15 protein-coding genes are annotated in these 16012 nt (G+C 44.0%); 8 read left to right on the forward strand and 7 right to left on the reverse strand.

Annotated elements, in window-relative coordinates:
- Positions 1–34: 34 nt before the first annotated feature.
- From IEV39_RS05145 to IEV39_RS05160, 4 genes are all read left to right on the forward strand, one after another.
- On the forward strand, positions 35–1054 hold the full coding sequence (locus IEV39_RS05145) for an AraC family transcriptional regulator (protein WP_005285915.1): 1020 nt from the start codon (positions 35–37) through the stop codon (positions 1052–1054).
- Between the two features lie 123 nt (positions 1055–1177).
- Positions 1178–1909, forward strand: coding sequence for a response regulator transcription factor (locus tag IEV39_RS05150; protein ID WP_005285913.1), 732 nt, complete (start codon positions 1178–1180; stop codon positions 1907–1909).
- 68 nt (positions 1910–1977) lie between these two features.
- Positions 1978–3441 carry an indoleacetamide hydrolase gene (gene iaaH / locus IEV39_RS05155; RefSeq protein WP_005285911.1) on the forward strand — a complete coding sequence of 488 codons (1464 nt, stop codon included), beginning with the start codon at positions 1978–1980 and terminating at the stop codon, positions 3439–3441.
- A gap of 176 nt (positions 3442–3617) precedes the next feature.
- Entirely contained in the window at positions 3618–4649 is a 1032-nt protein-coding gene (locus tag IEV39_RS05160) for a M20/M25/M40 family metallo-hydrolase (protein WP_005285909.1), read from the forward strand.
- Positions 4650–4719: 70 nt separating this feature from the next.
- On the opposite strand, the gene IEV39_RS05165 is transcribed toward IEV39_RS05160, so the two are convergent.
- Positions 4720–5022: a DUF3817 domain-containing protein gene (locus IEV39_RS05165; RefSeq protein ID WP_005230555.1), complete on the reverse strand. Its 303-nt coding sequence runs from the start codon at positions 5020–5022 to the stop codon at positions 4720–4722.
- 278 nt (positions 5023–5300) lie between these two features.
- Here IEV39_RS05165 and IEV39_RS05170 point away from each other — a divergent pair, with 278 nt between their 5' ends.
- Positions 5301–6278 carry an NAD(P)H-dependent flavin oxidoreductase gene (locus IEV39_RS05170; protein WP_005285908.1) on the forward strand — a complete coding sequence of 326 codons (978 nt, stop codon included), beginning with the start codon at positions 5301–5303 and terminating at the stop codon, positions 6276–6278.
- A 55-nt stretch (positions 6279–6333) separates the two neighbouring features.
- On the opposite strand, the gene IEV39_RS05175 is transcribed toward IEV39_RS05170, so the two are convergent.
- From IEV39_RS05175 to IEV39_RS05185, 3 genes are all read right to left on the reverse strand, one after another.
- Positions 6334–7326, reverse strand: coding sequence for an NAD(P)H-quinone oxidoreductase (locus IEV39_RS05175; RefSeq protein ID WP_005285905.1), 993 nt, complete (start codon positions 7324–7326; stop codon positions 6334–6336).
- 99 nt (positions 7327–7425) lie between these two features.
- The gene (locus tag IEV39_RS05180; RefSeq protein ID WP_005285903.1) at positions 7426–8670 is read right to left on the reverse strand and encodes a saccharopine dehydrogenase family protein; all 1245 of its coding nucleotides are present in this window, start codon (positions 8668–8670) and stop codon (positions 7426–7428) included.
- Positions 8671–8705: 35 nt separating this feature from the next.
- Complete coding sequence (locus IEV39_RS05185; protein ID WP_005285901.1) at positions 8706–9602, reverse strand: hypothetical protein; 897 nt, start codon at positions 9600–9602, stop codon at positions 8706–8708.
- 426 nt (positions 9603–10028) lie between these two features.
- Between IEV39_RS05185 and IEV39_RS05190 the strand changes: the two genes are divergently transcribed.
- Complete coding sequence (locus tag IEV39_RS05190; RefSeq protein WP_005285899.1) at positions 10029–10859, forward strand: alpha/beta fold hydrolase; 831 nt, start codon at positions 10029–10031, stop codon at positions 10857–10859.
- Positions 10860–11032: 173 nt separating this feature from the next.
- Entirely contained in the window at positions 11033–12271 is a 1239-nt protein-coding gene (locus IEV39_RS05195; RefSeq protein WP_005285897.1) for an NADH:flavin oxidoreductase/NADH oxidase family protein, read from the forward strand.
- Between the two features lie 309 nt (positions 12272–12580).
- Here IEV39_RS05195 and IEV39_RS05200 read toward each other — a convergent pair whose 3' ends face one another.
- From IEV39_RS05200 to IEV39_RS05210, 3 genes are all read right to left on the reverse strand, one after another.
- Entirely contained in the window at positions 12581–13618 is a 1038-nt protein-coding gene (locus IEV39_RS05200) for a hypothetical protein (protein WP_005285896.1), read from the reverse strand.
- A gap of 184 nt (positions 13619–13802) precedes the next feature.
- Positions 13803–14606 (reverse strand): type 1 glutamine amidotransferase domain-containing protein, encoded by an 804-nt coding sequence (locus tag IEV39_RS05205; protein WP_005285894.1) that lies wholly within the window; start codon positions 14604–14606, stop codon positions 13803–13805.
- Positions 14607–14715: 109 nt separating this feature from the next.
- Positions 14716–15135, reverse strand: coding sequence for a MerR family transcriptional regulator (locus IEV39_RS05210; protein WP_005285892.1), 420 nt, complete (start codon positions 15133–15135; stop codon positions 14716–14718).
- A gap of 89 nt (positions 15136–15224) precedes the next feature.
- Here IEV39_RS05210 and IEV39_RS05215 point away from each other — a divergent pair, with 89 nt between their 5' ends.
- The gene (locus IEV39_RS05215) at positions 15225–15917 is read left to right on the forward strand and encodes a type 1 glutamine amidotransferase domain-containing protein (protein WP_005285889.1); all 693 of its coding nucleotides are present in this window, start codon (positions 15225–15227) and stop codon (positions 15915–15917) included.
- The last annotated feature ends 95 nt before the right edge of the window (positions 15918–16012 follow it).

Raw genomic sequence — 16012 nt, forward strand, 5'->3', positions numbered from 1 at the left:
AAAATATTGTGATTAGCGGACACGGAGAAGACGCTTGAAGTACTTATGGACTTACGAACGAAGTATCCATAGTGTTCGCCTGATGGCTGATTTTGCCGCAGAGCTCGGAACTAGTCATAGCCAGATTCTGACCGGAACTGGTATAGAGCAACACCAGTTACTTGATCCGAATATGCTGGTGACAGGGCAGCAAGAATTGCAACTGATCCGTAATCTGGTAGAGCTGTTCGGACATCGACCTTTGCTCGGGCTGGAAATCGGAACCCGTTATCACTTTACCACCTTTGGTTCATTAGGACTGGCTTTGATCAGTAGTGCCAATATTCGTGAAGCCTTAAATTTTGCCTTGGCCTATTTTCCCTTGTCCTTTGCATTTAGCCAGTTTGTTGTATCAGAACAGCTTGATACACAGAATATTCAAATTGAGATATTGGTGGATGAAGCAATACCACAAAATTTATGGCAATTTATTATTGAGCGGGATGTGGCTGCACTGATGACCGTGCAACGCGATTTAATTCAGGATCAACTTTGTCAAAAGGTCATGTTTTCATTTCAAGCTCCTGGAGAAACTCAGGCTTATGTTGAGCTATTTGGAATTAGCCCGGAATTTGGCGCATTAAAAAACCTGATTGTATTAAATGCCGGAAAAATAGACCAGAAACTCAGTATGGCCAATGAGCTGGTGCTACAGGCTGCGGAACAACAATGCCGACAGATGCTGGATAAACGACAAACCCAAAAGAAATATACCCATCAGGTTCAGCAAGTCTTGATGAATAACAAAGGTGAAATTCCGTCGATGGAGGAGGTCGCCGATTACTTGCATTTAAACTCACGTACCTTGCGTCGTTATTTGGCCCAAGAGCAGGTGACATTTCTCCAGATCAGAGAGGAGGTACGAAAAATTCTTGCAGACTATTATCTGTCTTTGACCCAAACGTCTATTGAGCAAATTTCCGAATGGCTGGGTTATGCTGAGCCTGCCAGTTTCATTCATGCCTACAAACGCTGGTATGGTAAAACACCTCATGCAAGCCGATTAAAAAAATAAAGTGTAGAAAATAACGATTCCGTGGCATATAAAAGATAGAGGAAAGCAAAATAAACAAAAGGGAATCACTGTTCAGCTTGATTGTAGCGTGGACAGGTATCAGGAAGATAAAGGTAGCAAGCCATGCTTTTAGAACAGGATTTAAGTCCAGCGGAGTTTAGTCTTTTTTCCGAAATACTCTGGAAATTAGGCTCGGGAAAAGGACAGCAAAGTTTACGCGAAAACCTTATTGCAGACATTGCGACCTTGTTACGTGCAGATTTTGCTGCATCCTATATCTGGGATGCAAAACAGCGTTTGTCCAGAAAAGGCATCATGTGGCAAATTGATCCCAAAGCCATGTTGGAATATGACACCATTTGGCAGCACAATGATCCGATCACGGCACAGCTTCGCCAGCGGCAACATCCCACCTTTGTGAATGAAATCATTTCTGCAAGCGCGCTTAAAAAAACAGATTACTACAATGAATTTTTACGGCCTTATGGTCTCTATCATGGCCTGAATGTTTATTTTGTTGGAAATGGCATGGATCTTGGAGACCTGCGTATCTGGCGCGCCAAAGATTCAGTCATGTTCAGTGAACGTGAGAAAAGGATCTTAAACCTGCTGGAACCTTATCTGACCCAAGCCTTAGCCATGGATTTATCTTGCCCTGATGTTTTAACGCCACGCGAGCAGGAGGTCGTAATGTTAGTCGCGAAGGGACTAAGCGATAAACAGGTTGCCAATTTACTTGAGATTGGTTTTACCACGGTCAGGACCCATCTTAAAAATGCCATGCAAAAAATGGGCTGTCATAATCGTACCGAAATGGCACGGCTCATCCATTGTCAATCAACTCCTCAATTTTGAGGATATCGCGTGACTTTATATCTGTACTAAATTAGCACAACAATTACTTAAATGGATTTTAAGTCACCATGTTCAATATCAATAAGAAACTAAATGCGGATCAAATCATTCACCTGAATAAAGCCAGCATTGACCAAGTTACCCGTTTGGTACGTGAGCGCAAAGTCAGCTGTGAACAGCTCGTCCATTTTCATTTTGACCAGATTGAACAGCAGCAAGGCTTAAATGCCTTTATTAATGTCGATAAAGCAGCGGCCCTTGAACAAGCGCAGTTCTGGGATCAACATATGGCGGATGGGAAAGCTTGCCCCGCCTTGATGGGGATATTGCTTGCGGTGAAAGATAATATCCATGTTGCCGGTTTTCCGAATACGGCAGGAACGCCAGCCTTGACTGATTTCCGGCCTAAAACGACGGCTCCCGTGATTCAGGCCCTGATTGATCAAGGTGCAATTGTGGTGGGCAAAGCCAATATGCATGAATTGGCATTCGGGGTGACGGGTTATAACACCGCCATGCATATTGACGATGTGATCGGTACGCGTAATGCGGTTAATCCTTTACATATTGCGGGTGGTTCTTCTTCTGGCAGTGCCGTTGCGGTCGCTGCAGGCATGGTGCCGATTGCAATGGGGACGGATACAGGTGCATCGGTTCGATTACCCAGTGCCTTAAATGGTTGTGTTGGCTTTCGCCCAACGGTTGGACGCTATGCTCAAGCAGATATCACCCCGATTTCACATACACGGGACACCGCGGGGCCAATGGCACATTGTATGGCCGATATTATTCTGGTGGACCAGTTGATTGCACCATCAGCTCAGCCTGTTGCATTGCCGACCCGACCGATCAGGCTTGGATTCAATGCCTATTTTTGGGAGAATCTGGATGAGGATGTGCATGAACAGGCACATGCGGCACTGCATTGCTTAAAAACCGCAGGCATCGAAATTGTTCCCGTAAATATGCCGGATTTAGCTCAAATCAACCAACGTATTTCATTCCCATTGGTGATTTATGAAGGTAAATATGACCTGATTGACTATTTAAAACATCAGCAGATCAATCTCGGTCTGGAAGCGCTGGTCGAGCAGATTTCAAGTCCAGATGTAAAACATATCTTTCAGCAGAATATATTGCCGGAAATGCTCATGAATGAGACGGGGCAATCACTACCCGTACAACCGTTATATCAAAAAGCCATACAGGAAGCTCGACCACAACTGCTGGCGCTTTATCAGACAGTGTTTCAGGAGCATCAACTTGATGCCTTGATCTTTCCCACCTCGCCAATTGTGGCACCACTCGTGGATGAGCAGGTCAGTTCGATTGATCAGTTCCAGAGACTGATCCGCAATACCGATACGGGGAGTAATATTGGCTTGCCTGGGCTCAGTTTACCAATTGGTTTAGGAAAAAAATCACAACTTCCTGTAGGGCTGGAAATCGATGGACTACCGCATACGGATCATCAACTCTTAGCCATCGGACAGGTCTTGGAACAGATTTTAAGCAGTTTAAATCCTCTCTAAAATAACCAGAGCCGCAATACATCGCCCGTTGCATTGAAAACGGGCTTGGTCTGTCATTTTTGAAATTACTAGCTGACTCAATCAATAACTGCAAAGGATACAAAATGAAATGGCAAATCCGCGTGTGCAACCCTAGTATTAGACTGACTTTATAAGAATCGGTTTACGTTTATTTTATGTTTTTAAAGAAAATTTTAGCTGTTTGTGTATTAAGTAGCATGTTCGCAATCAGTGGCTGTCAAAAAAACGAGCAAGATTCCAAAGAAAAAATTGAAGATGTCAGTCAATCGGGTTTAAAAATGGATGCGGCACAGATGATGACGCATTTACATGCTTTTGAACAAATTGCCAAACAGCAGGGTGGCAATCGCGCAGTGGGGACGCAAGGTGGTTTGGCGAGTGCAGATTATATTTTAGATCACGCCAAGAAAGCAGGCTTTACCACAGAGCTTCAGGCTTTCGAAAATCGTGAAAAAACCAAAGGACAGAATATTATTGTAGAGATTCCGGGAGAATCGAAACAAGACATTATTCTACTAGGGGCACATTATGACTCGGTCAAAATGGGGCCTGGAATCAATGATAATGCCTCCGGCGTCGCCTTGTTACTTGAGTTAATGGCACAATTATCTCAACAGAAAATAAAGCCCAAGCATAGCATTCATCTGGCATTCTGGGATTCGGAAGAAGTAGGAATCGCAGGGTCTCAAGCCTATGTGAAAAAACTGTCTGCTGAACAGTTAAAGGCGATTAAGGCTTATATCAATGTGGATATGGTGGGCACCAAAGACCCTGAAATCCTGATTGCAGATGGTGATAAGTCATCTGTAGACGAGATGGAAAAAATGTTAAAAGAGCGTGGCATGCAGGAGCAGGACTATAAGCCATTACTCGATGGTTTACGCAGTATACCAAGCCATAGCGGTGATTTAGCCTTGGAGAATACGCTCAAAGAATTTTTTAAAGCAAAAAATTTAAAAATTAAAGAGGATGTCGCCACTTTAACCGCCAGTGATACGGCTCCATTTTTAGGTAAAGTGCCTGTGACCTCTGTCATCTTGTTTAATGAACAAATGAAAGGCGATGAGCTTGAGTTCGCGCCGTGCTATCACAAAGCCTGTGATACCATTGAGCAGGTCGATCCAAAATCGATGCAACTGGCAGGTGATGCGGTAGTTTACTTACTCCAGTCACTCGATAAAAAATAATTCTAAAATTATTGTGAATGATAAAAAAGGAAATCTCAGGATTTCCTTTTTTACGTCAGGGCATCTAGTCCTATTTAAGCTTGGCTTGTCGCTGGGCGATATATTTTTCGTTAAAGAAACCACCTAAAGGAATAAATGCCAGAATAAATAATCTCAGTAATTCCGCTTTCGACCATACCGCAGCCGTACTGATCAGATTCCACAAATAGAAAAGAAATGCCACGCCGTGGATTGGTCCCATAATTTTGGTCGCTACAGGCAGATCAAAAGCATATTTAACAGGAATGGCAACCACAAACAGAAGTAATAAAGTTACCGCTTCAAGGATGGAAGCCAAGCGCAAACGTTGCAGTTTTTGGGTGGTAATACTCATAACATCGTCTCAGGAGAAGAATAAAAACGTAAAAATGACTGAAGCATAACATCTTTATCGGTCATAACGCTTGCGCAACTGAGTCACTTGCTTGGGAATGGCTTCATTCCCGTTGCTCCAGCAGGATTGATAAAATCATTTCATTAATTGATTTTATGCAACTTGTTGCATAAAAATTATTGTCCCGATATGATCAACTGAATCAACAACGCAGCCTTCATGATTTTGAATGGCTGAGTCTACGGAAATAATAATGTATCGTTAAAAGAGTAGAAGTCATGTCAAAAATTCCAGCAGTGTTCAACAACCTCAGACTTCCTGTGATTGCCTCTCCATTATTTATCATCAGTACACCGCAACTGGTGCTCGCCCAGTGTAAAGCGGGTGTGGTGGGCTCAATGCCAGCTTTGAATGCGCGACCGGCAGAAAAACTGGAGGAATGGCTCAAGGAAATCACTGACGGAATTGCGGAGCACAATGCTTTACACCCAGAGCGTCCTGCGGCGCCATTTGCGATTAACCAGATTGTGCATAAAAGTAATAATAGCCTCGAACATGACATGGAACTGATCGTTAAATATAAAGTGCCGATCGTGATTACTTCTCTAGGTGCCCGTACCGAAATTAATGAGGCCACGCATAGCTATGGTGGCGTAGTCTTGCATGACGTGATTAATAATCGCTTTGCCCAAAAGGCGATTGAAAAGGGCGCAGATGGCTTAATTGCGGTGGCTGCTGGCGCAGGCGGACATGCAGGCGTGAAAAATCCATTTCCATTGATTCAGGAAATCCGGGAATGGTTTGATGGACCTTTGGCCTTATCAGGCGCAATTTCGACAGGGGATGCCATTTTGGCCGCGCAGGCAATGGGCGCTGATTTTGGTTATATCGGTTCTGCATTTATTGCAACCCATGAAGCCAATGCAACGGCTGCTTATAAACAGGCTATCGTAGACCATAACTCAGATGAGATTGTCTATTCCAACCTGTTTACCGGCGTACACGGTAACTATCTGGCCCCCAGTATTCGTGCAGCGGGGCTTGATCCGGCCAATCTGCCAGAAGGCAACCTAAAAGACATGGACTTTAGCACCTCCAGCGAAGATGGTACACAGCATAAAGTGAAAGCATGGCGAGATATCTGGGGATGTGGTCAAGGTTTAAATGCAGTGAAAGCAACAACTTCAGTTGCCGAGCTGGTTGATCGTCTTGAAAGAGAATATCTTGCAGCCAGACAACGTTTAATGCTGGGTTAGTCTTTGTTGAAATAAAGCGCTGAAAATCATAATTTTAGCGCTTTTCAAAGCACTCTCATCTTTGTTTTTTAACAATTAATACCAGTTTGCCCACGTGTTGTCCCTGGGTTAGAAACTCATGTGCCTGACGCGCTTGTGCCAGATCAAAAGACCGATAAAGTAATGGTTTGATTTGGCCTTTAGAAATTAGAGGCCAGACTTTTTCCTGCAAGGCTGACATGACTTCCGCTTTGGCTTCGGGTGATTGTGAACGTAAAGTTGCGCCGGTATGGGTAAGGCGTTTTGCCAGCATCGGAAAAATATTGAGGTTCTGTGCGAGGCCTTTTAAGACACCAATTTGTAAAATCGTACCATTCATCGCAGCAACTTCATAATTTCGCTGGATATAATCGCCTGCAATAATATCCAGAACAAAATCCACACCTTTACCATCGGTATGTTTTTTAACTTCTTCAACGAAATCCTGTTCCTTGTAATTAATGGCAACATCGGCACCAATACTCAGACTTGCCTTCTGTTGTGTAGCACTTGAAACCGTGGTAAAAATTTTCGTTGCACCAAATGCCCGGGTCAACATGGTGGCTGTTGTGCCAATACCTGATGTCCCGCCATGAATCAGGATCGAGCTATTCGGACGGAATTTGGCATGCTGGAATAAATGCGACCAGACTGTCATAAAGGTCTCAAGTAAAATACCGCCTTCTACCAAAGACAGTCCTTCGGGAATAAAGAGTACATTGTCCTGATGAGCAACCACATATTCAGCATAGCCACCGCCCGGTACCAGTGCACAGACCTCGTCACCCGCGTTAAATTTGCTGACCGATTTCCCCACCTGTTTGACAATACCTGAGACTTCCAGTCCAGGAATATCGGTCACGCCCGGTGGAGGTGCATATAAACCCTGACGTTGCATGACATCAGGCCCATTAATTCCGGCAGCAACCACTTCAATTAAGACACCGTCATCGGTCAGTTCGGGCATTGGTCTTTCACTGACCGTAATAACTTCGGGGCCACCCGCACCGTTAAAGGTAATACATTTCATGTAGCTATTTCCTTAATGATCATATTGGGAACTTGATTTAATCGCTTTATGTTCAAGTTTAAAAATGAGGAATATCTCCCTATAAGGAGGAAAGATCATTCAAATTTGTTCAAAGGCAAGTCCTGCATGCTCAGTCAAACGATGAATAAACTGCGCATCAAACATGGTCGCTGGTGTCCAGAAGCCCCCTGAGCGCCCCGTCTTTTGACCTTCTTTGTAATGATCAAGCGCAAGACTCAAGGCAGCCTGTCCCAACATTTTTCCGGTCGACCCATAGCCCGGATCACGATCACCCGTTACTTTGATCTTGAGGCTTTGACCTGCCTCGGTTTTCCCGATAAAACGTAAATCAAACCGTCCTGCAAGCTGCTGTTGTGGTGTCGGACCTTCACCTGGTTTTGGTAACATATAACGTTCCATGAGCTGACTCACTGGTTTAGTCACTGCTGCGAGCATGAAGACGCCCAAGCCAGAAACCACGCCTAAGGCTTTGAAACGTCCTTTTAAGCCTTCGCCCGTTAAAATGGCTTCGTTATAACTAAAATTGCGACCATAGGCATTACCGGATAAAGCGTTAGAACGATGCACGACACGTTCATTGACTGCCGCCATCACGAAGGGCGCAATCCATGCATTGAAATCAGGATCAAATTTCGCGGTTTTAATATAAATTTGTCGTTGGCTGTTGCCATGATCAGGTGGGCAAAGCACATAAGGATTAACTAGATCTTTACGCAGGGCAGGATCGGCTGCAGCTTCCTGAATGACATTGATGAGACTTGCAACCGTACCGCCGGATGCACCGCCTTTTAAGGTCTTGACCCGCATGCTGACTTGGGTTGCAGGTGCATGAAACTGTTTTTGTGCCTGTTGCTGTAAGTAATAAACCCCCATATCCGATGGAACCGAGTCAAAACCGCAACAATGCACAATACGGGCGCCAGACTGTTGGGCTTGAGATTCATATTTCTCGATCATTTTTTTGATCCACTGGGTTTCCCCGGTCAGATCACAATAATCTGTACCGTTGTTAACGCAGGCCTGAATCAGCGGTTCACCATATAACGCATAAGGACCAACTGTTGAAACCACCACACGTGTCTGTGCGCACAACGCGTTTAGGTCAGCCTGATTGCTCGCATCGGCGATCAGGATAGGCAACGATTCACCCAAAGCCCCTAAACCATTTTTAACCTCTTGTAATTTATGTTGAGAGCGACCCGCAATTGCCCAGCGCAGTTGCTCCTGTTGGGTTGAAAAATATTCTGCCAGATATCGGGTCAGGATCTGCCCAACAAAACTGGTGGCACCGAATACCACAAGATCATAATTGCTTTGTGTCATTGTTTATTTTCCTTGATTTTTAAGTTGTTTGAAATTTAAAGCGGTTTTGGCAAATTCAGTACCACCTGGGCATCCTCAACCACATCCAGACGAAGAATCTTGGAGGCACCCAGCTGATCCAGTAACTGGCTTAAAGGTCCACCATGACGAATCAGTTCGACTTTTTCTGGTAATAACTGCTGTGCCAATGAAAGGGGATTGGATTGCACCAGTGTCTGATGCCATTTGCCATCAACCTGATGTAGCATGGTCGCTTCAGTCATCCGGGATTCAGATTTCACCCGTTTTAAAGGCGGTGTCACCGCAGTCAGGCTGAGATCAACCTTACCGTGAGTGTCGGTCAGATTGGCATTAATTTGCTCGGGACCGATCTCGACATTAATCTCGGTGCGCCATTTCGGCAGTTGATAGCCATAGACACCACGCACGCGGGCGATTTCGGTATCAACAGGCAGGGCCAATACATGGGCATAGAAATGACGTTGACGGATCGAGTTTGCTAACTCCAGAATATGTGGCCCATGTGCATTGGGTTTACGCACCACAATTGCAACTGAAACTTCGTTATAAGGATCGTTATCGCAAACAGAATAATGGAAGAAGGTGAGTGCGACCAATCCATAACCTGGCAAGGCATGTAAAGGTTCCAAAGGAGCGGGTAGCTGTTTTTTGAGTTGCTTCAGTGGTGCAAGCATGAGAACCTGCACGTTGCTGCTACGATAATAAAAATTCGGTGCCCAGACCGGCCCCACTCTCGATTCGACGAGCTTCTTTGGAATCTTGCGGAAAAAATCGATATTCCCGGCAGCAGGATCCTGAGTAACTTCATCAAGGTTCGGGTTCATCCTAAAACGGTCATAATAGCCCCCTTTAGGAACGCTTATCCTATGTGTGCCAAACTCAACTTCAGTAAACTGTTTATCACTGTTCATATTGGTTAACCTTTGATTGATCGAGTCATTCAAAATGCCTGTATGCAACCCAAAGCACTTTTCAACTGAGATCACTATAAGATTAAAGCTAACTTTAAAGTCAAGCCCTAAAATTTCTGTTTCGAAAAACAGACGCTGTATTCGTTAGATGTATGTAAACAGAATAGGCAGATAAATATTTTTTAATTTCTAATAAAACATTGAATTTCAATAGCTCATCTTCGATTTTGTCTTTTATTTCTAAATTGTAAAATTACATTTTTATTATCAGAATGGGACTAAAACCATTGACCTTAAAGTGAACTTTAATCTTAGTATAGAGTGGCTATCCATACAGATAGTCTTAAAAATAATGTGATTTTACTGACATGAATTACAACATAGATCATGACTCGACAGTGTAAATCTTACACAGGAGAAACAAAGATGGCGTACGTTACGACAAAAGATGGTGTAGAAATTTTTTATAAGGATTGGGGTCCACGCGATGCACAGGTCCTCTTTTTCCATCATGGCTGGCCACTGAGCTCAGATGATTGGGATGCCCAGTTACTGTTTTTCTTAAACGAAGGTTTCCGTGTCGTCGCACATGATCGTCGTGGGCATGGTCGTTCCAGCCAGGTTTGGGATGGACATGATATGGATCATTATGCCGATGATGTGGCTGCGGTCGTGCAACATCTTGGCATCAAGAATGCCATTCATATCGGACATTCCACCGGAGGTGGGGAAGTAGCGCATTATATCGCGCGTCATGGCGAAGAAAATGTTGCCAAAGCCGTGCTGGTCAGTGCCGTGCCACCGATTATGGTGAAAACGCCGAATAATCCTGACGGCTTACCGAAAGAAGTATTTGATGACCTGCAAAACCAGTTATTCAAGAATAGATCGCAATTTTATTACGATTTGCCTGCTGGTCCTTTCTATGGTTTTAATCGCCCTGATGCCAAACCATCTGAGCCTGTGATCTGGAACTGGTGGCGCCAAGGCATGATGGGCGGTGCCAAAGCACATTATGATGGCATTGTGGCTTTTTCCCAGACCGATTTTACAGAAGATCTGAAAAAGATTTCAGTGCCCGTACTGGTGATGCATGGCAATGATGATCAGGTTGTACCTTATGAAAATTCGGGTGTTTTATCAGCCAAATTGGTACAAAACGGGACTTTGAAGACTTATAAAGGTTTTTCACACGGTATGCTCACCGTAAATGCGGATGTGATTAATCCTGATTTACTGGCATTTATCCGTCAATAATCCATTTTACTCAACCCAATTAAAATAGAGGCCTACGTGCCTCTATTTTTTATGATCTAAGCAACTGAATCTAAAAATATTTATAAAAAATATCTTATTCCATTTGATAAACCTATTGACATTAAAGTGAGCTTTAATCTTAAAGTAAATCCATACTCAATGAGGTCACAATAATGAAAGTATTTGAAAAACTGGTTTTCCCGAATGGTTCCGAGATCCCTAACCGCATTGCCAAAGCTGCTATGGAAGAAAATATGGCAGACTTAAATCATGCACCGTCGGAAGAACTGATGCGTTTATATCAGGCCTGGGCGGATGGCGGCGTTGGTTTAATCATTACCGGTAATGTGATGGTCGATCGCCGTGCCATGACCGGACCTGGCGGTGTGGTGCTGGAAGATCAACAGCATCTGGAAAGCTTTAAACGCTGGGCACAAATCGGTCGTTCTAAAGGCGCACAAGTGTGGTTGCAGATCAATCATCCGGGGCGTCAGATGCAATCCAATTTAGGTCAAGAGACTTGGGCACCTTCGGCGGTTGCATTAGATCTGGGCAAAATGTCAGATCGTTTTAATACACCGATTGAAATGAATCAGGCCATGATTCAGGAAGTGATTGACCGCTTTGCCAATACCGCACGTCTGGGTGAAAAAGCCGGCTTTACCGGTGTTGAAATCCACGCAGCGCATGGTTATCTGCTCAGCCAATTCCTTTCACCACTCAGCAATAAACGTCAGGATCAATGGGGTGGTTCTCTGGAAAATCGATCGCGCATTCTGATCGAGATCGTCAAAGCAGTACGCGCTGTGGTTGCTGATACCTTTACTGTTGCAGTAAAACTCAATTCGGCAGATTTCCAGCGTGGTGGTTTTAGTGCCGAAGATGCGCAGCAAGTGGTGCAGATGCTAAATGGATTGGCTGTAGATCTGGTCGAGTTGTCTGGTGGTAGCTATGAAGCACCAGCCATGCAAGGTCAGGCACGCGATGGCCGCACGTTGGCCCGCGAAGCCTATTTTCTGGAATTTGCACAGGAGATTCGTAAGGTCGCCAAGATGCCCGTGATGGTCACGGGTGGAATTCGCCGTATACAGGTGGCGGAACAGGTGATTGAAAGCGGCGTGGATATGGTCGGGATTGCCACTGCTTTGGCCATCGAGCCGAATCTTCCTCATCAATGGCAGCAAGGGCAGAACACGGCACCTGAATTAAAGCCTATCCACTGGAAAAACAAAACGCTGGCGTCTTTGGCCAATATGGCTACAGTAAAATTTCAGTTGCGTAAACTCAGCCTTGGAAAACGCCCGAATCCTAAAGTTTCTCCAGCATGGGCACTGATTCTGCAACAAGCTGCAATGGCACGCCGCACCCGTCTCTATAAAAACCGGATGCGTCACTACAGCACAGCCTGTTAAAAGATACGGCTTATACATGTTGTTATCGTGTGTATCCTTAAGCTGAAGCCAATGACAGTCCTCTGCCATTGGCTTTTTTTTAATTATGGTTCTTTTTGCAACATATAAGCAGATAATGAGAAAAGCAAATGCGTTACAACCCTATGCTGTCGTGAATAAGATGATTCGCTTGACTTAAAACTAAAGAAAAATCATGGATTAAAATGGTAATTCTCAAGTTTGTTTTCTGCTTAGAACCATAACTAGCTTAACTCAAATAAAAAAACACCCACTTTCAGCTTGAAAGCGGGTGCTGATCAGGCATTACATTTACTTTTTATGCTGACTGGCTTGATCCAGTGCAGGATAAGCAACTGGCATATTCAGTGCCAATTGGGCATCTTTCACCACATCCAGACGTAAAATCTTCGCTGTACCTAAATCATCCAGAAGTTTCGTCAGTGGGCCGCCGCTGCGCACCAGTTGCACATCCTTTGGAAATAACTTTTGTCCAAATGCCAGTGTATTTGATTCTACTGAAGTGCTGTGCCATTTCCCGTCAACCAGTTGATACATGGTCTTGGTTTCAATTCTTGACTGTGGCTTTACTGTTTTAATTTTTGGCAAAGCTGCGCTGAGGCTTAGATCTGGGGTGCCATCGGTATTAAAAATCTGGGCTTTCAGTGTTTGACTGCCAATATTCAGGTCAATCGGTGTCAGCCATTTGGGCAACTGGTAGCCATAGACACCACGGACACGGGCTATTTCCGTATCGACAGGTAAAGCCAGTACATGACCATAGTATTTATGGCTGCGCATTGAGCTCAATAGTTCGGTGCTATTGAAATGATGGGCACCAGGCTGACGAACCACAATGGCAACTGAAACTTCATCGTATGGATCAACATCACCCACAGCATAAGAAAAGAAGGTCAGTGAAACCAGACCATAGCCAGGAAAAGGCTGTAAAGGTTCAAGGGGTGCAGGAAGCTTGGCTTTGAGTTTTGCGATTGGGGCAAGCATCAACAATTGCACATTACTGGTCCGATAGTAAAAATTCGGTGACCATACTTTCCCCACACGTGTTTCCACCAGCTTTTTAGGAATAGTACGGAAATAATCAATATTTCCTGCTGCCGGGTCTTTCGCCACTTCATCTAGATCCGGATTCATGCGAAAACGATCGTAATAACCACCTTTAGGGACATTGACTTTGTACGGACCAAATTCGACCACTGTGGTTTGCGCTGTGTTCTGTGAGGTATTGGCAGGTTGCTTCGGCTCAATGGCATAAGTTGCAGTGCTGAGTAACACACTTGCGGCTATCGCTGGGATAGAGCGATTTAAATAACGATGATTAAAATTCATGAGATTCCTCCAGTTCGTATTTGAAATGCTAAGATTAAAGTTCACTTTAAGGTCAAGCATTTTTGCAGGATTTTATGCAAGCCATGCACGGGAAGAATGGATCAGTAGGGAGATATTAGTTCACTGAACAAGGGAGGGGATGTTAAAAAGCCAGATTCAAGAATCTGGCTTTTCAAGCGATATTTTATTTTAAAGTAGCGAGACGTTTGACCACAGCTTCTGCAATTTCCTTACTCGACTGCGGATTTTGTCCTGTAATGATGCGGTCATCCACAACCACATAAGACGTAAATGGCACCCACGCACGCTTATAATGTGCGCCGCGTTGTACCAGTCCATCTTGCAATGAAAAAGGGACTTGCGATTTAATGCCTGAGAGTGTTTCCTCAATATTGGCAAATCCTGTTACAGTTCGACCTGCGATCAATGCTTTGCCCTGATTGTCTTGAAGTGACAATAAACCTCCCACACCGTGACAAACTGCGGATACCACACCACCTTGCTGGTAAATCTGCTCACTGATCTTTTTCAGGTCCTCATTGTTTGGAAAATCCCACATGGTGCCGTGACCACCAGTATAATAAATGGCCTTATAGCGGGATGGATCAATCGCTTTCGGGGCAAGCGTGGTGTTTAAACGTTGCATAAACTTAGGATCGGCTAAATGAGCTTTGGCAGATTTATCCAGATAAATTGGTTTTAAGCTACGCTCATCCAGTGGAACTGCACCACCTTGCGGACTGACAAAATCCATGTCATAACCAGCGGCTTGGGCAATGTCATAAAAGTGGGTAAGTTCGGTTAGCCATAAGCCAGTATGGTCTGAACGGGTGGGGTAAGCTGAGTGGTTGGTCATGACCACCAGAATTTTGCCTAAGGACGGGGCGTGTACATTTTGCCCAGATTCAGCAGCAAAGACGGGGTTAACCGAAAAGACCAGCATAAATAGGCTGATCCACCACTTTTGAAGATTCCAACGTTGCAACATGACAGGTTCCTCATCAATCACCTGTCAATCATCCTATGCTTAAAGTAGGCTTTAAGGTCAATAGCTTCCTATCCGTTGCTCAGCGGAAAACCATTAGAAAAGATTATTATTATTTTTCAGCTTTATCAGCGGTATAATAAAGATTGAGCAGGCGCTGTGCATTTTCTTCACAGGTAATTTCATCCGGCTTGTTATTAATCGCCGTAATCATCATATGAAGATTGAGTTTACTCATGGCCAGTTTCTGTTCTAATTCTTCAATATCCTTAATTTTACTTTCCAGCAAACCGATCAAGATATCGTGATCCCAAGTCGTCACATTCGACGGTAAAAAAGCCTTGATCTCTGTCAGGGAAAAGCCAACCTGTTGTGCTTGCTGGATTAGGAATAATTGTTTCAGATCATTTTCACTATATTCCCGATAGCCATTAGATTTACGTTTAGCCTTGGGTAACAGTTTGATCTGTTCATAATAACGAATCGTAGGCGTACTTAAACCGCTTTGTTTTGATAATTCGCTAATATTCATTACTGATTTCCTCTTGACATTAAAGCTAACTTTAGACTTATAGTGGGTTAAAAGCAAGACTAAAAATAATGTAAAAGCTGAGGTGAAAAATGTCTAAACGTATCCTGCATGTGGTGACCAATATTGCTCAATATGAAGCAGTTGATCGTCCCACAGGTTTATGGCTCGGGGAGTTGACCCATGCCTACGATGAATTTGAAAAACAGGGTTATATTCAGGATATTGTAAGCCCTTTGGGAGGTCATTCTCCAATTGAACCCAAATCACTGGAGCGTTTCGTTGCTGATGCATCTGTTTTAAAGCGCAAAAATGATCCTGCCTTTATGCAGTTGCTGGAAACCACCAAAAAACCTGCCGAGATCAACTGGCAAGATTACGATGTGATCTATTACACCGGTGGGCACGGCGTGATGTGGGATTTTTTAGACAATCCTGAACTGCAACAGATCACCAGCAATATTTATGAGCATGGTGGCATCGTTGCCAGTGTCTGTCATGGTTATTGTGGATTGCTCAATGTTCAGCTTGCAAATGGACAATATCTGATTGCCGATAAAAAACTGACCGGTTTTGCTTGGTGTGAAGAAGTACTGGCAGGGGTGGCGAAAAAAGTGCCCTATAATGCCGAACAACTTGCTAAACAACGTGGCGCGAAATATGAAAAGAAACTGATTCCGTTTATGCCAAATGTGGTTCAGGATGGCAAACTGATTACGGGGCAGAATCCTTTTTCAGCACGTGTGACTGCTTTAGCCATCATTGAAGCATTAGAAAAAGCTTAAATGAGCGGATAAACAGCTTAATTGATAGAAAAATAACATGATTTTGTTTACAAAACCGCAAATGTAAACGATAATTATTATCAATTAAGCAACAT

Origin of the sequence: Acinetobacter courvalinii (assembly GCF_014635545.1) — a bacterium.
GTDB classification, from domain to species: domain Bacteria; phylum Pseudomonadota; class Gammaproteobacteria; order Pseudomonadales; family Moraxellaceae; genus Acinetobacter; species Acinetobacter courvalinii.